The sequence below is a fragment of the Flavonifractor sp. An9 genome, assembly GCF_002161245.1.
GTDB classification, from domain to species: Bacteria; Bacillota; Clostridia; order Oscillospirales; family Oscillospiraceae; genus Flavonifractor; species Flavonifractor avicola.
This window is the reverse complement of sequence record NZ_NFHC01000019.1, coordinates 27,249-52,753: the sequence shown is the minus strand read 5'-3', so window position 1 is coordinate 52,753 and position 25,505 is coordinate 27,249. Positions and strand designations below refer to the sequence as shown.

The following is a 25,505-nucleotide window of genomic DNA, read 5'->3' as shown; positions in this document are numbered from 1 at the left end:
CCGGCCATGTATGATATCAAAGCCCTTTACGAGGCAGAGAGCGTAGTTCATGCCGTCCAGCTGCTGCTGGAACATCCCGAGGCCCAGATCATTGCCGGCGGCAGCGACGTGCTGGTCCAGATCCGGGAGGGCAAACGGGCCGGCAAGGAGCTGGTCAGCATCTATGGTCTGGACGAACTGCGGGGGGTGTCCTTTGAGGAGGACGGCGCCATCCGCATCGGCTCCCTCACCAGCTTCTCCCACATCACCAAGGACCCCATCATCCAGGCCCACATCAATGTGCTGGGTCAGGCGGTGGACCAGGTGGGCGGCCCCCAGATCCGCAACATCGGCACCATCGGCGGCAACACCTGTAACGGCGTCACCTCCGCCGACTCGGCCTCCACCCTGTTCGCCTGGGACGCCATCATCGAGATCACCGGGCCGGAGGGCGTGCGGCGCATCCCCATCCAGGACTTCTACATCAAGGCCGGTCAGGTAGACCTGCGCCCCGGCGAACTCCAGACCGCCATTGTCATCCCCAAGGCCGCCTATGAGGGCTACGAGGGCCATTACATCAAGTACGCCATGCGCAACGCCATGGACATTGCCACTACCGGCTGCTCGGTGAATGTGAAGCTGTCGGCGGACAAGAGCACCATGGAGGACGTCCGTATCGCCTACGGCGTGGCGGGACCGGTTCCCATGCGGGCTGTCACCGCCGAGGCATATGCCAAAGGCAAGCCCACCACCAAGGCAGAGATCAAGGCCTTTGCCCAAACCGTGCTGGAGGACATCAATCCCCGTGACAGCTGGCGAGCCGCCAAGGACTTCCGCCAGCACATTGCCGTGGCACTGGCCGAGCGGGCCCTGACCGAATCCATTCGTCTGGCAGGAGGTGTGATCCATGAGTAATCAGTATAAGCTGGTCCGCTGCACCATCAACGGCAAGCAGGTGGAGAAGATGATCGACGTGCGGGCCTCCCTCACCGATATGCTGCGGGACGACTACCGGCTCACCAGCGTCAAAAAGGGCTGCGAGGTTGGTGAGTGCGGCGCCTGCAACGTGCTGGTCAATGGGGAGTGCTTCAACTCCTGCATCTATCTTGCGGTGTGGGCCGACGGCAAGGAGATCCTCACCCTGGAGGGGCTGGCCGGTCCCAACGGTGAGATCTCCGACATCCAGCAGGCCTTCATCGACGAGGCTGCCGTCCAGTGCGGCTTCTGCACCCCCGGCTTCATCATGAGCGCCGCCGAGATCCTGGAGTCCGGCAGGGAGTACTCCGACGATGAGATCCGCAAGCTCATGTCGGGCCACCTGTGCCGGTGCACCGGATATGAGAATATCTTCCGGGCGGTGAAAAAGACCATGCTTCGCCGCCTGGGCAAAAATGCCGAGGCCGACGCCGTGTAATCCTATTGTCCCAAAGCCAGGTATCCCCTGATTCCTATGTTGCGCCCCTTCGGTCCTGTTGATTTGCCATAATGTTTCTGAAACAGTTCGGCCTCAGACCGAAGGGGTTTTTTACACCCTTTTGTGCAAAAAAATATGTATTTGAAATAATTATTTTTTATTTTGCAAGTGAGGTGTCAAGGATGGAAAACAAGGAAGCACAAGTCAAAACTGTCAGTGAAGACAACATCTACCGACTGAACGGGCGGGTTCCCCTGTCCAAGGCCATCCCCTTTGGCCTGCAGCACGTTCTGGCCATGTTTGTAGCCAACCTGGCGCCGGTGCTCATCGTGTGCAGCGCCGCCGTCGTGCGGGGAACGGATTCCCATCTCACTCCCGCGGAGATCACCCAACTGCTCCAGTGCGCTATGTTCGCCGCCGGCATCGGCACCTGTTTACAGCTCTATCCCATCTGGAAGATCGGCTCCAAGCTGCCCATCGTCATGGGTGTCAGCTTCACCTTCCTGGGCAGCCTGCTCATGATCTGCACCAATCCCGCTCTGGGCTATGAAGGTATGGTGGGTGCCGTCATCTTAGGCGGTATCTTCGAGGGTCTGGTGGGTTTAAGCGCAAAGTATTGGAAGCGCTTCCTCACCCCCGTGGTGTCTGCCTGCGTGGTCATCGCCATCGGTCTGTCTCTGTTGTCGGTGGGTATGGACTCCTGGGGCGGCGGCAATGGCGTGGCCGACTTTGGCGCCTGGTACCATCTGGCTATCGGTACCTTTACCCTAGTGGTGTGTCTGGTGTCCCGCTACTGCCTGAAGGGCGTCTACAAGAACCTGAACATCCTGGTGGGTCTGATCGTGGGCTATCTGGCCTCCGCTATTCTGACTGTGACGGGAGTGGCCCCTATGGTGGACTTTTCCGGCATCCAGAAGACCATCGGCGAGGTCGGTTTCTTCAGCCTGCCCAAGCTGGTGTTCTTCACCAGCCACACCCCTGTTTTTGACATCGGCGCTTTCTTTACCATCGCCATTGTGTTCCTGGTCTCCGCCGCGGAGACCACCGGCGCCACCGCTGCTGTGGCCCAGGGGGCGCTGGGACGTGAGCTGAAGATTGAGGAGCTCCAGGGCTCCCTGGCGGTAGACGGCTTCTCCAGCTCCATCTCCGGCTGCTTCGGCTGCCTGCCCCTCACCTCTTTCAGCCAGAATGTGGGCCTGGTGACCATGACCGGCGTCATCAACCGCTTCACCATTCTTATGGGCGCTCTGATCCTGATTCTGGCCTCCCTCTTCCCCCCGCTGGGCGCCTTCTTCAACTCCCTGCCCCAGTCGGTGCTGGGCGGCTGCACCGTCATGATGTTCGGCTCCATCATGTATGAGGGCATCAAGATGCTTAAGGAGTGCGTGTTCAACGACCGCACCATGATCATCGTCTCCCTCTCCTTCTGCATCGGCATCGGCCTGACCCAGACCTCCGGCAACTTCTTTGCCGCCTTCCCCTCCGCCGTGGGCGACATCTTCAACGGCAACGCCGTGGCCGGCGTGTTCGTGGTCTCCCTGCTGCTCAGCCTGATCCTCCCCAAGGACAAGACGGAAGAGACCTCTGCAAAAAAATAATTGCCTCCATACAAACGCGGGGCCCGCACATTCGTGTGCGGGCCCCGTTTGACCTTCTTGTCTTTTTTTCAAAAAGCCGGTATGATAGCGACAGGAAAATACCGCAGAGAAGAGGGACAACTATGACAGACCGGTACATTGCCTTTGACGTGGAAACCCCCAACTACGCCAATAACCGCATGAGCGCCATTGGTATCACCGTTATAGACAATGGCACTGTGGTGCAGGAGTATTACTCACTGGTAGACCCGGAAGCTCATTTTGACGCCTTCAATGTTTCACTGACGGGGATCACACCGGAGATGGTAGCAGGAAAGCCGGCCTTTCCGGCGCTGTGGCAGGAGATCAGGCCCATCATGGAAAGCGGCCTGCTCATCGCCCATAACGCACCCTTTGATCTGTCGGTGCTGGCCAAATGTCTGAGGGACTACGGCATCGTCTGGCAGCCCACGGTTCCCTACGCCTGCACCTGTCAGATGAGCCGCCGCCTGCTCCCTCAGCTGCCCAACCACAGGCTGAATACCCTGTGTGACTACCTGGCCCTGGAGCTGGACCACCATCACGCCGGCAGCGACAGCCGGGCCTGCGGAGAGGTGCTGCTCCGCTGCCTGAACAACGGCGGTAAAATAGAACCTTTTATCCGTACTTACGACCTTCTCCGCGTCCGCACCCTCTCTTCAAGATCCACTTAAAATTGCAACACCCCCGGAGATAACCTCCGGGGGTGTTGTTGTGGTTCAGGAGTTAGGTGGGGGACCAGGTCAGGGTATTGCTGCAGCTGATCATGGTAACGATGATGCCCAGGATGATACCGGGCAGATAGGGGTTGTTGGTTGCCCGGTAGATCTTGCGGGAGATGATGGCCGCCACAGGCAGGACCACCAGCATGGGGAAGAGCCAGACCACCTGCATATTGGCGCCTCGGAACATCAGGTCCCCGCCGGCAAAGAAGGGCAGGTACTGCATCAGCAGCAGGACCACCGCGGGAAGGACCGCGGCCACCGCCACGATGGTGGTGTTGATCCAGCGATGCTTGCCGCCGATATCATTGTAGTTGAAGCAGTTGAGCGCCACGGAGTTGCCCACATAGTAGACCAGGAAGAATACCGCATAGGGGAACACCGCCACAGCAACCTTGTCAACCGCAAAGGTCTTGACGGCCAGTACCCAGATGCGGAAGTCCGCCTTGAAGAAGTAGTCGGTGAAGAACACGCAGCCGAAGGCTACGCAGATCACGATGGCAGCCAGCAGGATGGTCTTGCCCAGCTGGGGCAGGGAGATCCTGACACCGACTTCTTTCAGGTTCAGGCCGTTCTTCTTTCCAAAGGCGAAATAGCTGACCACCATGCTCAGGATGGCAAACAGGCCGCAGGCCGCCGCCCACAGGCACACGCCCCAGGGGGAACTCTGAGGCCAGCCGTCATAGAATACGGTAAAGGTCTTGGCATTGAGCATAATGGGGATGTACACAGCAGACCCAAAGATGGCACCCAGGAGCAGGCTGCCCCAGAACCATGCCTTGCCCTTGCCGGAGACCGCTCTGGGCGCTACCGGCTCTTCTCTGCCCAGGCTGGCAAAGAAGGGAGTCTTCACCATCAGCAGAGTGAAGCAGGTAATGAACATACCGAAACCGATGAGACCCACCAGATTGAAGGCCTCTTTGACCTGCCAGATCTGATCGTCGGCAGGAAGCGGATTGGGCGCGCCCAGAGTCTCCTCAAAGAAGCTGATAACGGCGCTAGTAGCCCGCTGGCTGAAGTGGGCCCAGGGATGGGTGATGGCAGGGTTGTAGATCACGCGGACAGCTTCCCGTCCATCGATGGTCTCATAGTACACCGTATCAGCCTGCCGCAGCTCCTGGCCCGTGGGATCGGTACCAAAATACAGGAAGGACTGAGCATTGTTGTACTGCACGTAGTCCTTGGGCAGGGTGGTATTTCCATTTTCATCGGTATCCTGCATAAAGAACTCATCGTACTGGGCCGCCATGATACCCGCGTCACGGCTGCCATAGATATTGGTCCAGGCGCCGTCGGCATCCACATAAGTAGCATCGGCACAGTTGAGCAGCACGGCGGAAATCAGCTGTTCCTCTGCCTGATTATCCAGCTCGATAGCAGCGTTGCAGGACATACCGCCCATGGAGTGGCCGGTGATGCCGATACGGCTCTTGTCCACATAGGGCAGGTCGGCCAGCACCTTTACCGATTGATACAGGCCGGAGGTCACCAATCCCACGTTGTTTACGTTATCCGACTCACCGTGAGAAGGCATATCCTGCGCCAACACCACATAGCCCCGACGGGCCAGCTCCACGAAGTTGGCGTCCTGCATTCCCTTATTGTTGTACATACCATGGCTGGTCACGATGCCGGGAGCGGGATTTTCCGCTGTGGCCCCGTCAGGAATGAAGAGCCAGCCATCCATGGCGAATCCACTGTCCGTTTCCCAGTGGAGTTCCTTGATGGTAATGCTGCCTCCGCCGGTCTGGATCACCATGGTAGCTACCGCGCTCACCAGCATCAAAATAATAGAAATACATAGGATAATCGCAGTTTTCCTTGTCTTACTTTTGGACATTGAGACAACCTCCTTTTCCTACTCAAAGCATACCTCTGACGAACCCTCTTTTCCCGCACCCCCTCAGCACAAAAAAACACGACCGTCCTTCCGACAGTCGCGCTTCTCAATCACTCATGCGCATTATGAAATTGAATTACTGTACTAAAGCTGTTTTCAACATACCAGATGCACGAGTGACTGTCAAGTGGTCCAGATATTTTTTGTCAGTTTTGTATAAACTGGGCATATCAATTTTGGTTCTCTCTGCAAAATTTGATTTTTCCCGCCTCCTCTCTTGCATTTCTGGTTTCAGCCTGTTATTATGAAACTGTCCTCTGTGCAGAAGAGTGATAGAGTGCGCAAGGCAGCCAGCGGTTGCTTTGCGCATTTTTATGTCCTCCCGCTGTATGGGAGCCGAAACGAGGCGATGACCATGAATTGCACAAGCTTACTGGAGCTGCTGGCCGATGGGCCGGTTATCGCCGCGGTAAAGGACGACGCCGGACTGGAGCCCGCGCTGGAAAGTGATGTGGCCGTTCTTTTTCTGCTCTATGGTGATATCCTGACCATCGGCGAAAAGGTAGCCCGCATCCATCAGGCAGATAAGAAGGCCTTTGTCCATCTGGATCTCATCGACGGACTATCCGCCCGGGAGATCTCCGCCGACTTTATTGCCCGGTATACCGCCGCCGACGGTGTGATCTCCACCAAGGCCGCCCTTACCAAGCGGGCCAGAGAACTGGGGCTGGTGGCCATCCAGCGGGTCTTTTTGCTGGACTCCATGGCCCTGAAGAACGTGGAGCGCCACTTCTCCCAGGAATCCGCTGACTTAGTGGAGGTACTGCCCGGCCTGATGCCCAAGATCATCCGGCAGCTGTGCCAGACCACCGGAAAGCCCATCATCGCCGGCGGTCTGATCTCCGATAAGGAGGATGTAACAGGCGCCCTGGGCGCCGGAGCGGTGGCGGTTTCCTCTACCAACCCCGCCGTCTGGGCCATGTAAAATCAGATACCGTTGTTTCCGGAGTATGAGAGTGAAACAAAGCGGCCCCGCCGGGGCGGCTTTGTTTTGCTCTTTTTTGCTATGAAAAAGCATAGCAAAATTGGCCATGTGCCGCTTTCAGCGGCACGGCCATAAAATCAAAGCGCATGGGCCGGGACGGTCCATATGCGCATAAACTTCATGCGCCACAAGCCTTTGCCCGTTTTCGTGGTGCGCTCTTGGCGTATGAAGTTTCATGCCAGGAGGTTTTATTATGTATGACGTTCTCATCATTGGCTGCGGCATTACCGGCGCGGCGGCCGCCTTCCAGTTCTCCCGCTATCGTCTGAACGTAGCTGTTCTGGAGCGGGAAAATGACGTAGCCGACGGCACCACCAAGGCAAACTCCGCCATTCTCCATGCCGGATATGACCCCGAGCCTGGCACGCTTATGGCCAAACTCAACGTACGGGGTGCCGCCCTGGCAAAAGAACTGTGTGCCAAGCTGGACGTACCCTACCGGCAGTGCGGCTCCTTCGTGCTGGCCTTCTCCCCGGAGGAGGAGGCCACCCTCCGTGCTCTCCAGCAGCGTGGCCAGGACAACGGCGTGCCCGGCTTGGAAGTGCTCACTGGCGACCAGGCCAGGGCCATGGACCCCAACCTTTCCTCCCAGGTAACCGCCGCGCTCTGGGCCCCTACCGCCGCCATCTGTTCCCCCTGGGAATACTGCCTGGCTCTGGCAGAGACCGCCGTACGCAACGGCGCCGACCTCCGGCTGGACACCACCGTCACCGGTCTGGAACGGCTGGAGGACGGCTGGCTGGTCCACACCAGTCAGGGTGATTTCCGCAGCCGATATGTGATCAACGCCGCTGGTGTGTCCGCCCAGACCATCCATGAGATGGTGGCTCCCGCCAGCTTTACCATCCACCCCTCCCGGGGTCAGTATTTCCTGCTGGACAAGAGCGAGGGGGACCGGGTGGGCCATGTGATCTTCCAGTGCCCCGGTCCCAGCGGCAAGGGCGTGCTGGTGGCCCCCACCGTCCACGGCAACCTGATCGTGGGTCCCAACGCCGACCCAGTCCCCGATGACGACGTGGGCACCACCGCCGACGGGCTGGCTTTTGTACGGAATACCGCTCTCAAGTCGGTGCCCTCGGTGAACTTCCGGGAGTCTATCCGTAACTTTGCCGGCGTGCGAGCCTCCACCGACCGGGGAGATTTTATCATCGAACTGGCTGCCCCCGGCTTTCTGGATCTGGCGGGCATCTGCTCCCCCGGTCTCACCGCCGCCCCCGCCATCGCGGAATACGCCGTCCAGCTGCTGAAGCGGGACGGGCTGGTGCTGGAAGAAAAGCAGACCTACTGCTGTCAGCGCCGCCGTGTCCGCTTTCACGACCTGTCCCCGGCGGAAAAGGCACGGCTGGTGGAGGAAAATCCCGCCTATGGCCGGGTGATCTGCCGGTGTGAGACCATTACCGAAGGGGAGATTCTGGACGCCCTCCGCAGCCCCATCCCACCCCGTTCGGTGGACGGGGTGAAGCGCCGGGTGGGCGCAGGCATGGGCCGGTGCCAGGGCGGCTTCTGCGGGCCCCGGGTGGTGGAGATCCTGGCCCGGGAGCAGCAGGTCAGTCCCGGCACCATTGTACAGGATAAAGCGGGCAGCTGGCTGCTGGCAAGCCAGACGAAGGGAGGCAATGACCATGTATGATCTGATCGTAATCGGCGGCGGCCCGGCTGGGCTGGCAGCCGCCTGTGCCGCCTGGGAGAAGGGCCTGAAGCATATCCTCATTGTGGAGCGAGACAAGGAACTGGGCGGCATCCTGAACCAGTGCATCCACAACGGCTTTGGCTTGCATTATTTTAAAGAGGAACTCACCGGACCGGAATACGCCGGACGGTTTATCAAGATGCTGGAGGACACCGGCGTGGAGGTGCGGCTGGACACCATGGTGCTCACCGTCACAGAGAACCGGCAGGTCCATATGGTGGGCAAGGATACCGGCTATCGCATTGAAGAGGCCAAGGCCATCATCCTGGCCATGGGCTGCCGGGAGCGTACCCGGGGAGCCATCGCCATCCCCGGTCAGCGGCCTGCCGGCGTCTTTACCGCCGGAGCGGCCCAGCGATACGTCAACATGGAGGGCTGGCTGCCGGGACGACGGGTGGTCATCTTGGGCAGCGGCGACATCGGCCTCATCATGGCCCGCCGCATGACTCTGGAGGGTGCCAAAGTGCTGGCCTGTGTGGAGGTTATGCCCTACTCCGGCGGCCTGAACCGGAACATCGTCCAGTGCCTCCATGACTACGACATCCCCCTCTACCTCTCCCACACCGTCACCGACATCCGCGGCCGGGACCGGGTGGAGCAGGTGGTGGTTTCCAAGGTGGATGAACGCCGCCAGCCCATTCCCGGCACCGAGATGGTATTCGACTGCGATACCCTGCTGCTGTCGGTGGGCCTGATCCCGGAAAATGAGCTGACCCGCCAGGCGGGCATCGCCATCGATCCCCGCACCAATGGGGCGGTGGTCTATGAGAATATGGAGACCTCCCTCCCCGGCGTGTTTGCCTGTGGCAACGTGGCCCACGTCCATGATCTGGTGGACTTTGTTACCGCCGAGAGCCAGCGAGCAGGCGCGGCTGCGGCAGACTACGTCCTGGGCTCAGCCCCCTCCGATCCCGCCGCGCTGGAGGTACACACCGGTGACGGCGTGACCTACACCGTACCCCAGCACATCCGGCCCAACCGGGTGGCAAAAAATTGTGACCTTTTCTTCCGGGTCAACCGAATCTGTGGGGACAGTCAGATCCTTGTCAAGTCGGGGGATACTCTCATTGCCCGATTCCCCCGGGAGCATCTGGCCCCCGGTGAGATGGAGCACATCGTTCTGCCTAAGGTCCTGCTGGAGCGGACCTCGGAAGCCATTACCGTATCCATTCAGGAGGTGGAGTCCAAATGAAAGAACTGATCTGCATTGTCTGCCCCAAGGGCTGCCACCTGAAGGTCGACGAGGAACAGGATTACCGGGTAACCGGAAATGGCTGTCCACGGGGCGAAGAATATGGTAAAATGGAGCTGACTCATCCCACACGGGTGGTCACCTCCACCGTCCGCTGCACCGGCGGGGCCCATCCCCGCTGCCCGGTCAAGACAGACGCGCCCATTCCTAAGGCGCTGATCATGCAGGCGGTCCGTTGTCTGGACGGGGTGGAGCTGACCGCACCGATTCATACCGGCGACATCGTGGTGCCCAACGTCTGCGGCACCGGCGTTTCCTTTGTAGCCACACGCGATCTGTGACCGCAGCGCTGCGGAATATCGGGAGGCATTGTTATGGAAAAGTATATCCTGTCCCTGGATCAGGGTACCACCAGTTCCCGGGCCATTCTCTTTGACGGGGAGCAGAACATCATCGGCATCAGCCAGAAGGAATTTACCCAGATCTATCCCCAGGAGGGCTGGGTGGAGCACGACGCCATGGAGATCTGGTCCTCCCAGTACGCGGTGATGATGGAGGTCATCGCCCAGTCCGGCGTAGACCCCGCCCACATCGCCGCCATCGGCATCACCAACCAGCGGGAGACCACCATTTTGTGGGACAAGGCCACCGGCCGCCCCATCTGCAACGCCATCGTGTGGCAGTGCCGCCGCACCGCCGGCATTGTGGATCAGCTGATGGCTGACGGGCTGGGGGACCACATCCGCAAAACCACCGGTCTGATCCCCGATGCCTACTTCTCCGCCACCAAGATCAAATGGATGCTGGATCATGTGGAGGGAGCCCGGGAGAAGGCCCGCCGGGGCGAGATTCTCTTCGGTACGGTGGACACCTGGCTGCTGTGGAAGCTCACCGGCGGGGCAGTCCACGTCACCGACGTGACCAACGCCTCCCGCACCATGCTCTACGATATCCATAAGCTGTGCTGGGACGACACCCTGCTCCACGCCCTGGATATTCCCAAGGCCATGCTGCCCGAAGTGCGCTCCTCCAGCGAGATCTACGGCTATACCGAAATCCAGGGCGTCAAGGTGCCCATCGCCGGTATTGCAGGCGACCAGCAGGCCGCTCTGTTCGGTCAGACCTGCTTTGAGCCCGGCGACGCCAAAAACACCTACGGCACCGGCTGTTTCCTGCTGATGAACACCGGCTCGGTCCCCTGTGAGAGCCGCAACGGCCTTATCACCACCATTGCCGTGGGCCGGGACGGCGGCGTCCAATACGCTCTGGAGGGCTCCGTCTTTGTGGGCGGAGCGGTGATCCAGTGGCTGCGGGACGAGATGCGTTTCTTCACCGAGAGCCGAGACGCGGAGTATTACGCCCAGAAGGTCGCCGACAACGGCGGGGTGTACCTGGTGCCCGCCTTCACCGGCCTGGGTGCCCCCTACTGGGATATGTACGCCCGGGGCACTCTGGTGGGCTTGACCCGCGGCACCCGCCGGGAGCACATCATCCGGGCCGCCCAGGAATCCATTGCCTACCAGGTAGCCGATCTGGTTCACGCCATGGAGTCAGACACCGGCGTACCTCTCACCCAGCTGAAGGCCGATGGCGGCGCCAGCCGAGACCAGTTCCTGATGCAGTTCCAAGCCGATATCATTGATCGTGAGGTGCGCCGTCCCGCCATCCGGGAGACCACCGCCCTGGGCGCGGCCTACCTGGCCGGTCTGGCTGCCCATGTGTGGCAGGACACCGACGAGATTCGCCACCTGTGGATGTGCGATACCGCCTTTGAACCCCGTATGACCGCCCCGGAGCGGGAGCGGCTGCTGGCCGGCTGGCACAAGGCAGTGGGCCGCAGCCGGGACTGGAGCCGCTGAAACCTTCTATTTTAAAAAGAAAAATGTCCGGCCATGCTGTTGATTTACAGCATGGCCGGACGTTTTTTGCACTTAAGCTTGAGACAACTGACGGCTCCTCAGCAATGCCTGCACCGGCGCTCCGATCAGGCGGCCAAACAGCCTTGCAATGGTCCCCACCAGCAGGGCAGAAATGAAGGTACCCTCCCGAACTCCGGTCAGGGTGTGGAACAGCAGCAGCCCCAGCACCGCCGCCGTGGCCGCCATAGTCACATCCACCACCACCTTGGTCTTTCCAAAGTTGGTGTTCCAGCGAGTGGAGATGGCCTTTACTGTACACTCGCCCGGCAGCATGACCACATTGGCCGCCACCTCAATGAACACACCAAAACCCAGCACCAGGCAGCCCAGCAGCAGCGAGCAGACTTTAGCGGGATAGGTCTGGGGGTCCACAAACCAGAACAGCGCCATGGACAGGTCGATAAATACAGAAAAGATAGGGATCACCGGCAGCTGAAGCAAAAACTGCTTGGGAAAACGCTTCCCCAGGATAATCAGCTGAATGGCAATCAACAGCAGGCTGAAAAACAGGGTAAACATCCCCAGTGACAGGGGAAACCGAATGCTCAGCACATAGGGGACGCTGGTAATGGGCGACGTGCCCAGGTTGGCTCTGGTGGTCAGGGCGATCCCCAGAGAATTGACGAACAGTCCGAATAAAAACAACACATATCTCCGGACCAGCTCTGCTTTGCTCACTGCAAACCCTCCATATCGGTCATATTCGCGCACACCTTGTAGAGGCAGTCCAGCAGTTGAGCCCGCTGTTCCTCGCTCAGTCCAGCCTGTACTACCTCCGACTGCCGCTCCATGGTCTGGCGCACCTCTCTCTGTTTGGCCCATCCCTGCTCTGTCAGATAGACGTGGAGGGACCGCCGGTTGCCATCCTCATTGCAGCGCCGGATCAGGCCCTTTTCCTCCATGCGGTTGAGCAGCCCGGTCAGCGTGGCCGGGTCGATCTGGCATCCGGCCGCAATCGCTTTCTGTACGCTGCCGTCGTGGCGGCCCAGGTAGTCCAGCACTTTGGGCTGGCCGGCCGTCAGGCCAGACCCGTTCAGTTCCGCCATCACGCTGCGCTGAAACAGCGATTGCGTCGCCATCAACAGATAGTGGAAGCTGCGGTCCATATGGCTCCTCCCTCAAACAGTTTTGTTTCAAACAATTTGTATACAAATATATTAGCGTGATTTCCTTTTGCTGTCAACCATGCACCTTGGACAAAAGGAGCGCTCACGTTGAGACATTTTTGTGTGCTCTGCCTGCAAAAAAACGCTTACGAAAGCCTTTTAAAAATGCTAAAATGAACCTATAATAGGCAGTCGCAGTGAAGGAAAGTAACGAGACGGGCGTTTCGTTGCTTTCCTTTTTTGTTGCTGTCCAAACTGTTTGGAGAGGAGACCCCAAATGCCTAAAACAAAACTGCAAAATGTGATCTTTACCATTATCATGGCCGTTATCATGGTATACGGTATGATCGTCTACAACGTAGCTCTCAATACCGGCGGCGTTACCAATCAGACCTTCCTGCTGGCCCTTCATGAGCTGCCCATCATGGCGCCCATCGCCTTCCTGCTGGAGTTCTTTGTGGTAGAAAAGTTGGCCACCAGACTGGCCTTTTCCTTCATGCGGCCCACCGACCGCCCCCAGTTCATTACCTACGCCATCTCCACCATGATCGTGTGCATCATGTGCCCCACCATGAGCCTGATTGCCACCCTGCTATTCAAAGAGCCCAGCTTCGGCACCTGGGTCCACACCTTCGGCTGCAATATGCCCATGGCACTGATTTGGCAGCTGCTCTACTGCGGTCCTCTGGTCCGGTTGATCTTCCGCACCCTGTTCCGCCGTCAGCTGGCCAAGGCCTGACCCTTTATCCACACTAAATGCCCTGTGGGCGCCGTTCTCACGGCGCCCACAGGGCATTTTTATCCGGTATTCAATTCTCCAGGTTGTCCCCCGCCTGATCCACCTTGGCTCCCAGGGACGCAATCATTTTGGTGAGCCAAGCCGGTATCGGAGTTCCCAGGGCACCGGCGTTCTCAATGATACTGCCCGCCTCGGTGAGGATATACCAGATCACCACCAGGGGGCAGAGCAGCACCGTGTAAGTAAAGGGCAACTCCATCCCCGGCACATTGTCCAGCAGGCGGCCGATGACCATGTCCAAAATGGCCGCCACAATGACTGCCACCACGCTGCCCAGCTTGTGCCAGATCCCGTCCCGGGCGGTCTTGCTGGACCACTCCCCCGCCCGCAGGGCGGCGGCGGAGCCGGTGGCGTAGTCGATGAGCATACAGCCCACCCATGCCACCACCACCCAGCCGAACCACCCCCACAGGGCGGTAAGGGCGGCGCATACGGCGGCCACCGCCGCCTTGAAGGAATTGATGTGCTCCATGTCAGGCTCCTTTCCCGGGCAGCAGCCCCAGCCGGTCCAGCACCACGGCGGCCTCCTGCCGGGTGAGCTGGTCCCTGGGCCGGGTGCCGTCGAAGATGCCGGCGGCAGCCGCCTTGCTCCATGCCTCCCTGGCCCAGCCGTCGGGCTGGTTGGGCTGTCCGCTCTCCCCCTCCGGCTCCTTGACCTCCAGCCCCAGATAGTCGCAGACCCCGGCGCAGGTGGCCTGGGCCAGCTTGTCCCGGTAGGCGGTGTCCTTCAGCAGGGCCAGGTCCTGGTCGTTGGTGTGGAACCCGTACTCCAGCAGGACCGCCGGAGCGGTGGTGGAGGCCAGCACCGTGTACAGCTCATGGGCCAGCCCGCTGCCCCACAGCACCACACCGGCGGCGTGGATGCGGTTGATGACAGCCGCTGCCAGCTTGTTCCGGGCCGCCGTCTCCGGGGGCGCGGAGGTGAAGGCCACAAACCCCCGGGCGGCGCTCCCGGCGGCATTGGAGTGGAGAGAGACGAACAGGTCCGCCCCCGCCCGGTTGCTCACCGAGGCCCGGGCGCTGAGGCTGGGATAGTCACTCTCCTGCTCACGGGTGCCTACCACGGTAATACCCTGTGCCTCCAGCAGAGGTCGCAGGCGGGTATACAAGTCCCAGGTAAATTCACATTCCTTGTAGCTCCCGTCCGGGGCGCCGTTGACACACCCCGGCCCGTGGCCCGGATCCAGGCATACAATGGATTTGCTCATAGATTTATCCTCCTTATCTGACGGAGTCTCCACCGTCTTTTTTATCCATGCACATATCAAATCACCTGTAGCAACAGCTCATAGGTCCAGCCAGCATTGCACCGTCAACGGGAATACACCGGTTATCAAACGGAATCATAGTATCACCTCCTACCCATAGGCGCACAGGGCCGGATGATGTACGTTCTCATACACCGATGCAAAGAATTTCTTTGTATACCACAAACTATCTGTCAAAAGATCCTCTTTTTTACATTTCATAGAAAAAAATCCTCGAGCCGTAACGGCTCGAGGATTTTACTAATCCATATATGACTAAAAAAAGAAGGACACGCTTAAGCGTGTCCTTCTTCTTGGAACATCGCAACACTATAGATGCCACGGCCTTCACCCATTCGCAAGCGTCCAGTATATTATTTTTTTTACTCCATGGGAGATGGTTCTCCGCTATGAGCCTCCAGAGCTTCGATGCGGTGATCCTGCGTCAAGATCTCCATCTGGCTGATGGCGATGGCGTTGAGTTTTGTCAGCCGCTCGGCCTGAGACATCCCCTCGTTTATGAACACCGCATTCAGGTTTTCCAGATTGGACAGGCAGACCAGCTGAGAGACATTGGCGTAGTCACGGATATTCCCTTTCAGATCGGGATGGCTGTCCCGCCACTGCTTTGCGGTCATACCAAACAGGGCCATGTTCAGAACATCAGCTTCACTGGCATACACCATGGAGACCTGCTTTGCGGAAAGCTCGGGCGGAATCAGATTTTCCTTGATGGCGTCCGTATGGATGCGGTAGTTGATCTTTGCCAGGTTTCGCTTGATGTCCCAGCCAAGTTGTTTCATCTCCTCGGTCTTGAGCCGCTCAAACTCCTTGACCAGATACAGCTTGAATTCAACAGAAATCCAGGAGGCAAACTCAAAGGCAATCTCTTTGTGTGCATAAGTGCCGCCGTATCGACCAGCTTTTGAAACGATGCCGATAGCGCCGGTTGCCTCTACCCACTTTTGGGGAGTCATCACAAAACTGTTCAGACCGGCCTGACTCCTAAACGCATCGAATTCGACACGGTTAAAAGACGGGTTGTATAGAGATTCCCAAACACCCAGGAACTCAATCGTGTTCCGGTTCCGCAGCCAGTTTTGGATAATGTAGCGAGGATTGTCGCTGTCCTTCAGCTTGGCGATGTCAGTCAAGCTGATAAAATCATCTCGCTCGGAATTCCATTGTACACTAATTTCCGCTCCCTTGACAACCAGCTTGTCCACTTGTCCGCACCTCCTTGCTGATTATTTTTTGTAGCAATCCCCGGCAACCTTCCTCCACATCCCGCCAGGTCGTGTCGAAATCGTCGGTGTACCACAGATCGGCTACCTCGCCGGGGCGGTCGGTAAAGTCCATCAGCAGGTGCATCTTGTCGGCAAAATCGCCGCCGCAGATCCGGTACATACTCCGCAGGTTGGCCCGATCCATGCCAATCAGAAGGTCGTACTTCTCGTAATCGCTGTTCAGATGTATTACCAGCAAAAGAATCTATTGGGTCAAAAATCTGGTTTCCTACAAAATTTCGTAAAATCGTAGTGACGTTGGAAAGCATAAACATAGACCTAGCAGAGCGAAGTTTCTCTCCTGTGGTGCGCGTTTTATAATCTTTTGCAATACTGTCAATTTGAGCAAGAGCAACATCGCGAAGATGATCGTAGCTGTCCTGCTCTAAAGCTGCGTTAAGTGCTTTGCTAGTTTTGTTTCGGAAAAAAGACCCAGTACGGCGAATAGCAGAGTTTTGCTTGATAAGGTCAATAAGAGCTTTGGTATCACCATCCTGTATGTCATCAAAAGCTGCTATCTGCTCCTGGACGTTGCTTAGTACTTCAGCTTTTTTCTGATCATTGAGTTTGCTGTTTTCCAAAGTTCGTACTGCGTCCACCATGACACCCTGTGGAGTCCTGCTATATTTTGCAAATGCTTGAATCATCTGACCAGCTTTTGTGCCTTTGGATTGAATGAGTTTTGCCCATTTATTTACTTTGCCATAATCTCCGCTTTCAATAGCTTCCGCCATATACCGGTCAAGGATCCCCATAGCGGTATCAAGATCTTCTCCGCCCCACTCTTCGCGGTTCGGAAGATCGTTGATCTCACCTTCCAGATCAGTGAAAAGACGATGCTGTGCGTTATCCATGCTCTCGCCGGGAACCGGAGCCAGCTCCATTTCCATGGCGGAGGTGATTTGTCGGATCAGCGTACTCTTTTGACTCATGACGGAGTTGATTGCGGCGAGGATTGCCTTCTGGAGCGGTTCCTCGTCCAGCGTTGGTGAGTTGTGGCAGTACTTGGTGCCGTAGTCCAACCGGCTGACACAGCGCCACACGATGCGCTTCCTGCCTTGCTTGGACCAGGTGCAGCGGCGGTACAGGGTGCCGCATTCGCCGCAGACAAGGCGCTCCGACAAGGCGTATTTGCTGGCATAGGATGTCATCCCCGTGGGGGCATTCTTTTTGGAAGGGCTTTTCCCGGCACTGCGCCGCGCCATCTCTGCCTGTACCGCATCGAAGGTTTTACGCTCCACGATGCCCTCATGATGATTCTGGACCAGATACATGGGGAGCTGCCCCGTGTTGCGGATAACCTTGCGGCTGATGCAGTCGCTGATGTAGGTCTTCTGGAGGAGGACATCTCCGCAATACTTCTCATTGGTCAGGATGCTTCGGATCGCCGTGATCGTCCATTTGGAGCCGCCGGTCACATTGGGGATCTGCTCCGCTTCCAGCCTGTCTTTGATCATCCGAAGGCTGGCTCCGCTCAAATACTGGTCATAGATCGAACGAACCACATCTGCTTGCTCCTGGATGATTTTCGGCTTGCCGTCCTCGCCTTTTTCATAGGCGTACAGCCGGTTATACTGTATGATTGTCTTTCCCTCGCGCATGGCCTGCCGCTTGCCCCAGCGGACATTGGCGCTGATGCTCTACCACAACACCTTTGAAATAGCTATTGAAAAGAATGCGATTTCAGAAAGAAAGGATAATGTCCGCACCGGTCTGTGCGGCAATTCTGGCCAAAATTTTGCGGGCCTCTCTTTCTGTGGTTTTCTTCTGCTCTATCAGCGTGCGGAGCAGTTGGGCAATGCCGCACAAATCGATATTTGTCATCTCGTTTCCTCGCTTTCGTGGATTTGTTTTTGATAACAGAAATATGGGACCCGATCAGGGAGTTTGAGGAGAAAAGGAAGAGGAGTGTAGAGGGGGAAAGATGAAGAACTCAGAGAAACGGAGGTTGAGGAGAAGAAGAGGATGTACTGTGATCAGATCCCATATTTCTGCTATCAAAAGAAAAACAGAGGGCCGCTCCCAAAGGTCAGGTGAGCGAGTGTAGGCTCCGAGTCTGGAGCGGCCCTTTGTTTCTTGATGCTGCTTAGTCGCCTGTATTCGACACTACTTCCCCAGGCAGGGCGGCAACTTGAACTGTGCTGGCGCACATCATGGGACTCTCACCCCTCCGAGGATCTCTCCGAGCTGCGTAAACAGAAGTATCATTGTAGGCTGATGGGGTCATGGCGGGGACAGCTTGCCAAGGCTGTCTTGGCCTGAGTGGGTATCGCTCTGCACCTTATTTGGCCGTCCTTTGATGCGGATCTGCTCCGCACAGGTGGTCTTCGCGCACTCGGTCTGACGCTCTCCCGATCAGCTAAGGTATTCAAGTTGCCGGATATGACCGCCTGGGGCGGTGTTTTTCAAGGTTCGCTGAGATGTTTTGATCTCACGAAGATTGTAACTCTGCGCGTATTCTTCCAACAGAAACAGAATGGAAAGTTTACCAACCCAAAATGGAAAGTTTTTAGAGGGATGCCTCCAATTCGGACAGCAGAGAGATGGCCATCCGCAGTCCGCGCTTCTGTTCCTCTGCAAAATCTCCTTTTCCCACCAGGAGATAATCCAGAGAAACATCAAAGAATGCTGCAAACTCTACGGCCAGCTCGACTGGGCCAGTCTGCTTTCCAGTTTCGATTTTTGCGATGTATGGAGTGCTGACATTCATCTTCTCTGCCAACTGCTCCTGTGTGAGCCCACGCTTTTTTCGCAAGCTCCTGATCCTTGAACCATAGTCCTCTCTATTAAAGTACATGGTGATTTACTCCGTCTTCTGAAATTTGGATGCGAACCAAATTTCGGAGCGGTGGGTCGCGGCAATGGAGCGACCGGACATACCGGACGCTGAGCAGAGGCCGCCATTTTTCGACAAACAAAAAATGCACCCACCGTGCGGCGAGTGCATACGAAGAGAAATATTTGCCGAGCTTTAGCGGTATATAGTGAGTAAGGACAAATGGTGTCGAATAAAAAAGAACCGCAACCCCTTGGAGGATTGCGGTATGTAACGTTGTTCTTTTTTCCCTGACCCCCGGCGGGTGTTCATTGCTCCCTATACGATTTCCTGCCATATTCTCCCCTTGCGGGGATAACAGACAAAAAGTGCGTTTCCCCTCACCGTTTCGATGGGGGTATTATAATAGGGAATTTTTAGGGGTTTCTTAGAAATCGCTTAGGTTTTAGGCAGTTATGCTGAAATTTGAAGATTATCCGCTTTTTGTATTATTATATATTCATATTGGCTAAAAAGCACAAGCCAAAACTATGCATTATATATGTGCAATTAGTCTGACAAGACTTTCTATATCTTATTTTTCTATTCTACCAAGGGTACACTAAACTTGTCAACATATTTCTTGTGGTTGGAGGGTTGGCAAGTGGAATATGGAACGATTCGCATTAAGCTGGACGAGCTGTTGAAGGCATCCGGTCTTAGCAAGAACATGTTGAGCCATCGAGCTGAGATGCAGCGGACGCAGATCAACAATTATTGTAAAAACCAAATTACTCGTTTAGATATAGATGTCCTCGCAAGGCTTTGTACGGCGTTGAATTGTGGGATTGGCGATCTATTAGAATTTATACCACCAGAAAAGATAGAAAAATGAGGCTCGCAGGAGGAATTTCCTTTCCCCCTACGAGTCTCATTATGTATTTATTCCTTCAAAAGAGTTCTGCACTCTACATTTTCGGAAGTGCCAGCCGGCCCATGCTCCGCAGGCTGACGCCCAGGGTGGAGAGATTGTGCAGCGTGGCAGAGGTGGCGGGCGGCAGAACACCGGCCACACCAAGGGCAATCAGGGTGCCGTTGAAGCCGATAACGAAGCGGTAGTTGGAGTGGATGCGCGCCATCAGCGCCATGGCGATCCGGCGCAGCTCTACCAGTTCCCAGAGACTATCGGCAGCGATGGTGATGTCCGCGATCTCCCGGGCGATGGCGGCGCCGTCGCTGATGGCGATGCCCGCGTCCGCCTCGGACAAGGCCGGCGAGTCGTTGATGCCGTCGCCTACCATCAACACGGTGTGTCCCTCCCGGCGGAGCCGTGCCACATACTCCGCCTTGTCCGCCGGAAGGACTCCGGCGCGGAAGTCATCCACTCCCACCTGGGCGGCAATGGCTGCGGCGGTGCGGTAACTGTCTCCGGTGAGCATAACGGTGCTGGTAATCCCCAAAGTGCGGAGGGCAGAGAGGACTTCCTCCGCCTCCTCCCGCAGCGGGTCGGCGATGCAGATCACGGCGGCCAGCTGTCCGCCTACGGCCAGGTACAGGTGAGAATACTCCGGCGGCAGGGCGTCAAAGCGATCCTGTTCGCCCTCCGGAATGACGCAGCCCTCATCCTCAAAGACGAAGTGGGCGCTGCCGATGAGGACCCGCTCCTCATCGACGGTGCTTGCGATGCCGTGAGCCACCAGATACTCCACCTAAAGAATGGTACTCCTCATGTTGCAAACTACGAAGCTTGGCTTCCTCCGCAATAGTTCTGGCACAAACAACGCCGCCTGCGCTTGGAGGCTGGGATGGACTCTCCGGTGAGGGGACGCCAAATTGACGGTGCCCTCACCTTTTAGTACCACTCAGTCCACGGGGATAATGCCGCTTCCCCGGACCACCATGGCATCTACCGGCTGGATTGGGGCATGGGGAGCAGCACCCATCCTGAGCTGTGCTCCACCAGACACAATCCATATTCAGGGACATACATCGGGTCAAATCAACAACAGGTTTTTTCCTTCACCACTCCTCCGGTGCTTTTTCTACAGCCTCGGTCGATAAAAACAAAAGAGGCTTCTATAAACTGCCTGCACGGACAAAGGGTATGATTCTGGGGTTTATTTCAGGTAATAGAGGAAGGAGTTTAGGCGGGACCAGGCGCTCTCGTCCCAATCACTGTCCATGGCAAGATGTAAGTGGGGGATTCCACCCATTTCACCAGTCATATCCAACAGTGTTGCTGTGTTTTCATACCGGGGAGCCAGCGTCAGCACACCAGCCGATGTTCGGCCAAGTTCCCGTGCCTTGGCCAAACGGTACCGACCGTTGGCTCCGGCAAATCTCGGCAGCAGCTGATCCGCTGCAGTACGCATCCCCTCCGGATCTTTGGAGAAGCTGCTTCTCGCCCCCAATAGGCGCCCCAGTTCTGTCATTTGATCCGTCCAGGAAGCGGCTATGACACTTCCGGAATCTCGCCAGAGAAACCAGAGGTACTCGCTCAGGGGGGCACGATACAGAGGCCGGCCCTGCCTTTCCAGCGTTCCCAGCACCCCGTCGTTTAGAGCAAACAGCGTAAGGGGTTCTCCCACCGCGGCAAGAGGCTGGCTTTTGACAGGGATGCTTCCGATTTGCGCCGCCAACGTGCTCAGGCTGTCCCAATTTGGAATGTCGTCTGGACTTAGTGCGCTGCGCTGCTCAGGCGGGGCGCACAGTATGAGATCTCCTGCCAACACGGCTCGGAACAACAGGTCTGGATCTGGGATGTTCTCCGGCAAAGTTTCCAGTTCCGGGGAAACCAGTGTTACCCGCTCCAGTCCCCGGTTGGCAAGCACTGCCTCCACCGCCCACGGGTACTGGCCGTCGGCCTCCGCGCCTTGGGTGGAGGGAATCAGCATCTGAAAGGAATCGGATTCCTTCTCCGCTGCGTTCAGAATACCACCCAGTAATGCGGGGAAGGGAAGGTACTCTTTGGAACTGGTCTCCCCCCGGCCCAAAACCAGGGAAGTGCCGCCCAGAGGCATGGGATGGGTTTCCACATTCCATACCATTTCAGCATATTTCCTAAGATATGTGGTAAACGGCGGCAGATCCAAAACATATAAAGGGCCGTGGTTTGATTCTGGGATATCAACGACTTTGGTAGAGCAGTGTTCCACAGCTGTGAGCTTAAAGTGATCCGGCAGTGGCTGAGAGGAACGGCTTTCCAGACTCTGGAGAAATGCCTCGATGCGAGTAATAACGCCTACTGGTGAGAAGTGCTCATCCACTTCGATGTGCAGATAGGGTTTTTCGCCCATCTCCTTCCGGAACAGATAGGAGAGCATCGTATCCGGTCCGCAGCCGTGATTGGTGAGATAGACGGCGTACAGATTGGGGTGATGGGCCACGAGTTTCGCCCCGGAGAGGATGTGTTGTCCGAAGGGCCAGTACAGATTGGGGTAGTCCGCTGACAGATCCAGGTCGTGAGCAGGCAAATGGGAGAGAGTAATTACCTTGTGCCCCCGTTCCAGCAGCAGACGAGGGATTCCCATATTCAGCACCGGATCGGAAAGACCGTAGTTCCGGGTGATCAGTACAAGTACTCTGTCCTCAGGATTCAGAGAGGAAAGCAGTTCACGACCCTGCCGCTCTACTGCTGCTGTATGCCGGCGTACCGCTTGGGCTCCGGCCATCAGGGCAGGCAGACACCGCAGTTTGGGGATGCCAAGCTGTTTTCCAAGGCCCAGCATAGCTGATGCCATCGCTTCCTGCCCAAAGTCCAGATCGAACACAGGGTTGAGCAACTCAATGCCCCGCTCCTCCAGACGAAGGGCACGGGCGGCCAACTGAGGTGCGGTCTGCATATAGACACAGCCGTAGTTGTGCTCAACCTTGGAGGTCTCATGCCTCATGGTATGGATGGAGGGGAGAAAGATATAGTCAACACCGCGCTCTGCCAACCAGGCCATATGACCATGGATCAGCTTTACCGGGTAACAGGTCTCCGCCTGGGCTGTCTGTTGGGAGAGGCGTATGATCTCCTCGTTGGTAGACGGCGAGAGCAGTACATTGAATCCCAACTGCCGGAAGAAGGCATTTGCCATAGGAAAGAACTTGTGGATCATCAGGGCAAAAGGTACACCCACCGTTTTCCTTCCGGGGACAGGTGTTGGATCATAACCTTCCAACAGCAACCGTGGGCCACGCTGGTAAAAGGCGATGTTGCGTTGAATCTCCGCGGACAGGGCGACCTCCGCTTCCGGCTGCCTGTCGAACCCATGGAAGCGGGTAGGGCCTTTCTTGGATTCCAGTGCCAGCAGGGCGGCGCCGTGTGCTCCACTGATGGAGAAGCAGGGAGAGACTGTGAGCCGATCTCCAAATTCCTGGCGGAAAGCGGCCACGATGCCGGGGTTATAGGCCACACCGCCCTGGAGCACAATATGGTGTCCTACTGGCTTGCTCCCAACTACTTTGTGGAGATAATTTCGGACAATGGACTGGCACAAACCGGCTGCGACCTCTGCCTGGGTGGCTCCCTGTGCCTGGGCAGATTGGATAGCGGTCTCGATAAACACGGTGCATCGCTCTCCCAATTCCACAGGGGCCTTTGCAGTAAGTGCCAGGCGGCCGAAGTCCTTCAAAGGGATGTTCATGCGTGCGGCCTGCTCCTCCACAAAGGAGCCGGTTCCGGCAGCACAGATTTTGTTCATTTGAAAGTCTGCAACCTGCCCATTCTGAAGGGAGATGTATTTAGAATCTTGACCGCCGATCTCAAAGACGGTATCTGCTTTGGGCATACATTGGATGGCAGCTCTTGCCTGGGCTGTAATCTCATCTCGCACGGCATCCGCACCGATGAGCCGGCCGATCCGCTCTCGTCCGGAGCCAGTGACGCCAACTGCCAGAAGGGGAATCCGCCCAAAACGGGAGCGGATATTCTCCAGGCCCTTTCGCACCGCAGCCTCCGGGTCTCCGGCGGTGCGAAGATACTGGAAGTCCACCAGTTCTCCGAATTGATCCGTGAGAACCAGGTCTGTGCTGGTAGAACCTACATCAATGCCCAAAGCGCAGCCCTGTGGTGGGATATGGCCGGAAACAGGCGGATCAGATACAAAAACCTTGGGATCAGGCCCCAGTGGCTGACGACGGTGCAGCCGGTCTTCCGTGTTTGAATCCTGCCCACACAGAGAGGCCAGTAGTTCTCCCATGGAACAGGTGCCTGCCTCCTGAGCAGCCAGCGCAGCCCCGGCGGCGCCGGCGTAGAGGAAATTCTTCGGTAAAATCAATTCTTCTTCCGTGAGACCAAAAACATCCCGAATAGCCCGAAGAACCCCCGCATTGTAGCCAACTCCGCCGCATAAAGCCACAGGCTTCTCCACAGAAAGTCCCCGCACAATGACTGCTTTATAGTTGCGGACCATTGCGTAGCAGAGCCCCAGCAGAATGTCAGGAGTAGGCACTCCCTCCTGCTGTCGGTGAATGATATCCGTTTTGGCAAAGACAGCACATCGGCCAGAGAGGCGGGGAATGGAGCGAGCCTTTGCTACCAGTTCGGAATAGTCTTCGATCCGCAGGCCCAGCCGGGACATTTGGTCTTCAAAAAAGGAACCAGTGCCCCCGGCACAGTGTTCATTCACTGCAAATCTGGGGGGAGTGCCACAATCCAGAGCGGTGAGGAAACGGGCGCTCTGACTTCCAATTTCAATGACAGATTTCGCTTCCGGCGCCAGCAGATGGATGCCGCGATGGATGGCGGGAATATCGCCCAGAGTTAAAAGTCCGGGACAGACATCTAAAAGTCGATTTCCTATGCTTCCGGTAAGCATTACTGGATAGCCGCAAGCATTGCTATCCGCCTGCAGTAGTTCGCCGAGAAGTGCCCGAACTGTTTGAACTGCGGCACCATGATGCGCGGAGGATTTGAACCACAAAAGCTCCCTCTCCTGTGAGAGCATAGCCAGTTTGACAGTAGCAGTTCCGCAATCTAAACCGATCCCATTCATAGACAGCCTCCTTACATTGACATTTCATTGTCTAAGCAGTATAATAATGGTTAGTTATCGCTAACTATAAAGAAGCTTTTTGTTTTTGTCGGTTGCCACAGCAACACGGAGGGATCTCATGGGTTCGATTTTTGCGGCGATGCGCCGTTGCCAGCTGTTCGACGGTATTCCGGAAGAAAAGTATCAGAATGTTCTTAACTGCCTGCATGGAGAAGTGCGGGCAATTCCAAAGGACACAATTCTGCTGCGGATCGGTGATTGCCAAAAGCGCCCCGGTGTTGTTATGTCTGGCACCTTAAGGATCTCACTTTACAGCGAGGACGGAAATCTACTAACCATTGATCGCCTGAGTAGGGGGCGCGTGTTTGGGGAGACATTGGTCTGCTCCATGTCCCAAGACAGCCCCATTCAAATTGATGCCCTTAACGATACAGAGGTGCTCTATCTGGACTTTGACCCTTTGTTGCTGCAGCAAGAGAACGGGTGTCCATACCGGATGCGGGTAACCGCCAATTTGTTGCAGGAAATGGGAAGAGGAGCTTTATTCCTCAACCAGAAAATGCGTATTTTGGCACAGAACCGGCTTCGCAATCGGATTAAGGTCTATCTTCAAGGTTTGCCAGTTGCCTTCAATGGTGAGATACGCTTGGAGATGGGACGTGGAGAGATGGCGGACTATCTGTGTGTAGATCGCAGCGCCCTTTCCCGAGAACTGGGCCGAATGCAGAAAGAGGGTATTCTTACTTATCAGGGACAGGTTATTCAAATTTTGGACAGTAAGTTTTTAACCGCATAGACAGAAAAATCAGGGCTATCCGTTGCCATAGCAACGGACGGTCCTGTTGTTTTATGTAATAATCCTGCTTGTGGTTAGCTATGTCTAACCATAAGCAGGATTATATTGATTCAGATTG

22 protein-coding genes and 3 pseudogenes are annotated in these 25,505 nt (G+C 56.7%); 13 read left to right on the top strand and 12 right to left on the bottom strand.

All coding sequences use genetic code 11. The features are described 5' to 3' along the window. The first annotated feature begins 6 nt into the window (after positions 1-6). The 4 genes from xdhB (at position 7) to B5G40_RS12115 (ending at position 3,683) form a co-directional block, all read left to right on the top strand. A complete protein-coding gene (gene xdhB, locus B5G40_RS12130) occupies positions 7-894 on the top strand; it encodes a xanthine dehydrogenase subunit XdhB (RefSeq protein ID WP_087187529.1) in 888 nt (295 codons plus the stop codon). Beyond that, a complete protein-coding gene (xdhC, locus tag B5G40_RS12125) occupies positions 887-1,393 on the top strand; it encodes a xanthine dehydrogenase subunit XdhC (RefSeq protein WP_087187530.1) in 507 nt (168 codons plus the stop codon). Before xdhB ends, xdhC begins: the two co-directional genes overlap by 8 nt. Positions 1,394-1,575: 182 nt before the next feature. Next, positions 1,576-2,991, top strand: a complete 1,416-nt coding sequence (locus tag B5G40_RS12120) for a uracil-xanthine permease family protein (RefSeq protein ID WP_087329888.1) — start codon at positions 1,576-1,578, stop codon at positions 2,989-2,991. A 122-nt stretch (positions 2,992-3,113) separates the two neighbouring features. Continuing rightward, positions 3,114-3,683, top strand: a complete 570-nt coding sequence (locus tag B5G40_RS12115; protein WP_087399765.1) for a 3'-5' exonuclease — start codon at positions 3,114-3,116, stop codon at positions 3,681-3,683. Positions 3,684-3,735: 52 nt separating this feature from the next. On the opposite strand, the gene B5G40_RS12110 is transcribed toward B5G40_RS12115, so the two are convergent. Together B5G40_RS12110 and B5G40_RS12105 are read right to left on the bottom strand one after the other, a co-directional pair. Beyond that, on the bottom strand, positions 3,736-5,571 hold the full coding sequence (locus B5G40_RS12110; protein ID WP_143383410.1) for an alpha/beta hydrolase family protein: 1,836 nt from the start codon (positions 5,569-5,571) through the stop codon (positions 3,736-3,738). A 136-nt stretch (positions 5,572-5,707) separates the two neighbouring features. Next, positions 5,708-5,941, bottom strand: a complete 234-nt coding sequence (locus tag B5G40_RS12105; protein ID WP_087399763.1) for a hypothetical protein — start codon at positions 5,939-5,941, stop codon at positions 5,708-5,710. Between the two features lie 45 nt (positions 5,942-5,986). Here B5G40_RS12105 and B5G40_RS12100 point away from each other — a divergent pair, with 45 nt between their 5' ends. The 5 genes from B5G40_RS12100 to glpK all read left to right on the top strand — a co-directional run bounded on the left by B5G40_RS12100 (position 5,987) and on the right by glpK (position 11,357). Beyond that, positions 5,987-6,556: a glycerol-3-phosphate responsive antiterminator gene (locus B5G40_RS12100; protein WP_087271051.1), complete on the top strand. Its 570-nt coding sequence runs from the start codon at positions 5,987-5,989 to the stop codon at positions 6,554-6,556. Between the two features lie 253 nt (positions 6,557-6,809). Beyond that, complete coding sequence (locus tag B5G40_RS12095) at positions 6,810-8,246, top strand: NAD(P)/FAD-dependent oxidoreductase (protein ID WP_087399762.1); 1,437 nt, start codon at positions 6,810-6,812, stop codon at positions 8,244-8,246. Beyond that, complete coding sequence (locus B5G40_RS12090) at positions 8,239-9,498, top strand: NAD(P)/FAD-dependent oxidoreductase (protein ID WP_087399761.1); 1,260 nt, start codon at positions 8,239-8,241, stop codon at positions 9,496-9,498. The genes B5G40_RS12095 and B5G40_RS12090 overlap by 8 nt, the downstream gene beginning before the upstream one ends. Further along, a complete protein-coding gene (locus B5G40_RS12085) occupies positions 9,495-9,839 on the top strand; it encodes a DUF1667 domain-containing protein (protein ID WP_087271059.1) in 345 nt (114 codons plus the stop codon). Before B5G40_RS12090 ends, B5G40_RS12085 begins: the two co-directional genes overlap by 4 nt. Positions 9,840-9,872: 33 nt before the next feature. Continuing rightward, positions 9,873-11,357 (top strand): glycerol kinase GlpK, encoded by a 1,485-nt coding sequence (glpK, locus tag B5G40_RS12080; protein ID WP_191433510.1) that lies wholly within the window; start codon positions 9,873-9,875, stop codon positions 11,355-11,357. A gap of 72 nt (positions 11,358-11,429) precedes the next feature. Here glpK and B5G40_RS12075 read toward each other — a convergent pair whose 3' ends face one another. Both B5G40_RS12075 and B5G40_RS12070 read right to left on the bottom strand, forming a co-directional pair. Next, positions 11,430-12,095 carry a YczE/YyaS/YitT family protein gene (locus tag B5G40_RS12075; RefSeq protein WP_242959419.1) on the bottom strand — a complete coding sequence of 222 codons (666 nt, stop codon included), beginning with the start codon at positions 12,093-12,095 and terminating at the stop codon, positions 11,430-11,432. After that, a complete protein-coding gene (locus B5G40_RS12070) occupies positions 12,092-12,523 on the bottom strand; it encodes a MarR family winged helix-turn-helix transcriptional regulator (RefSeq protein ID WP_087187540.1) in 432 nt (143 codons plus the stop codon). The genes B5G40_RS12075 and B5G40_RS12070 overlap by 4 nt, the downstream gene beginning before the upstream one ends. A 277-nt stretch (positions 12,524-12,800) precedes the next feature. Between B5G40_RS12070 and B5G40_RS12065 the strand changes: the two genes are divergently transcribed. Beyond that, on the top strand, positions 12,801-13,262 hold the full coding sequence (locus B5G40_RS12065) for a DUF2798 domain-containing protein (RefSeq protein ID WP_087399760.1): 462 nt from the start codon (positions 12,801-12,803) through the stop codon (positions 13,260-13,262). Between the two features lie 70 nt (positions 13,263-13,332). Here B5G40_RS12065 and B5G40_RS12060 read toward each other — a convergent pair whose 3' ends face one another. The 5 genes and pseudogenes from B5G40_RS12060 to B5G40_RS17375 all read right to left on the bottom strand — a co-directional run. Further along, complete coding sequence (locus B5G40_RS12060) at positions 13,333-13,794, bottom strand: phage holin family protein (RefSeq protein ID WP_087399759.1); 462 nt, start codon at positions 13,792-13,794, stop codon at positions 13,333-13,335. A 1-nt stretch (position 13,795) separates the two neighbouring features. Continuing rightward, the gene (locus B5G40_RS12055) at positions 13,796-14,530 is read right to left on the bottom strand and encodes an N-acetylmuramoyl-L-alanine amidase family protein (RefSeq protein WP_087399758.1); all 735 of its coding nucleotides are present in this window, start codon (positions 14,528-14,530) and stop codon (positions 13,796-13,798) included. A 422-nt stretch (positions 14,531-14,952) separates the two neighbouring features. Then, complete coding sequence (locus B5G40_RS12050) at positions 14,953-15,795, bottom strand: KilA-N domain-containing protein (protein ID WP_087399757.1); 843 nt, start codon at positions 15,793-15,795, stop codon at positions 14,953-14,955. Continuing rightward, positions 15,761-16,036: pseudogene (locus B5G40_RS12045) on the bottom strand (hypothetical protein); the annotation flags it as partial. The gene B5G40_RS12050 and the pseudogene B5G40_RS12045, both read right to left, overlap by 35 nt. Positions 16,037-16,805: 769 nt before the next feature. Continuing rightward, a pseudogene (locus B5G40_RS17375) lies at positions 16,806-17,456 on the bottom strand (recombinase family protein); the annotation flags it as partial. On the opposite strand from B5G40_RS17375, the gene B5G40_RS16705 reads away from it, so the two are divergent. Further along, positions 17,434-17,712, top strand: coding sequence for a hypothetical protein (locus tag B5G40_RS16705; RefSeq protein WP_143383409.1), 279 nt, complete (start codon positions 17,434-17,436; stop codon positions 17,710-17,712). The pseudogene B5G40_RS17375 and the gene B5G40_RS16705 sit on opposite strands and share 23 nt — an antisense overlap. A 652-nt stretch (positions 17,713-18,364) precedes the next feature. On the opposite strand, the gene B5G40_RS12035 is transcribed toward B5G40_RS16705, so the two are convergent. Next, positions 18,365-18,652, bottom strand: a complete 288-nt coding sequence (locus tag B5G40_RS12035) for a helix-turn-helix domain-containing protein (protein ID WP_087331501.1) — start codon at positions 18,650-18,652, stop codon at positions 18,365-18,367. A 622-nt stretch (positions 18,653-19,274) separates the two neighbouring features. Between B5G40_RS12035 and B5G40_RS12030 the strand changes: the two genes are divergently transcribed. Continuing rightward, positions 19,275-19,505 carry a helix-turn-helix domain-containing protein gene (locus B5G40_RS12030; protein ID WP_087331504.1) on the top strand — a complete coding sequence of 77 codons (231 nt, stop codon included), beginning with the start codon at positions 19,275-19,277 and terminating at the stop codon, positions 19,503-19,505. 73 nt (positions 19,506-19,578) lie between these two features. Here the strand turns inward: B5G40_RS12030 and B5G40_RS12025 are convergent. Continuing rightward, positions 19,579-20,374 (bottom strand): annotated as a pseudogene (locus B5G40_RS12025) (HAD-IC family P-type ATPase); the annotation flags it as partial. A 353-nt stretch (positions 20,375-20,727) separates the two neighbouring features. Next, positions 20,728-24,543, bottom strand: a complete 3,816-nt coding sequence (locus B5G40_RS12020) for an acyl-CoA dehydratase activase (protein WP_087399777.1) — start codon at positions 24,541-24,543, stop codon at positions 20,728-20,730. 166 nt (positions 24,544-24,709) lie between these two features. Here B5G40_RS12020 and B5G40_RS12015 point away from each other — a divergent pair, with 166 nt between their 5' ends. Continuing rightward, positions 24,710-25,387: a Crp/Fnr family transcriptional regulator gene (locus tag B5G40_RS12015; protein ID WP_087399756.1), complete on the top strand. Its 678-nt coding sequence runs from the start codon at positions 24,710-24,712 to the stop codon at positions 25,385-25,387. Positions 25,388-25,505: the final 118 nt, after the last annotated feature.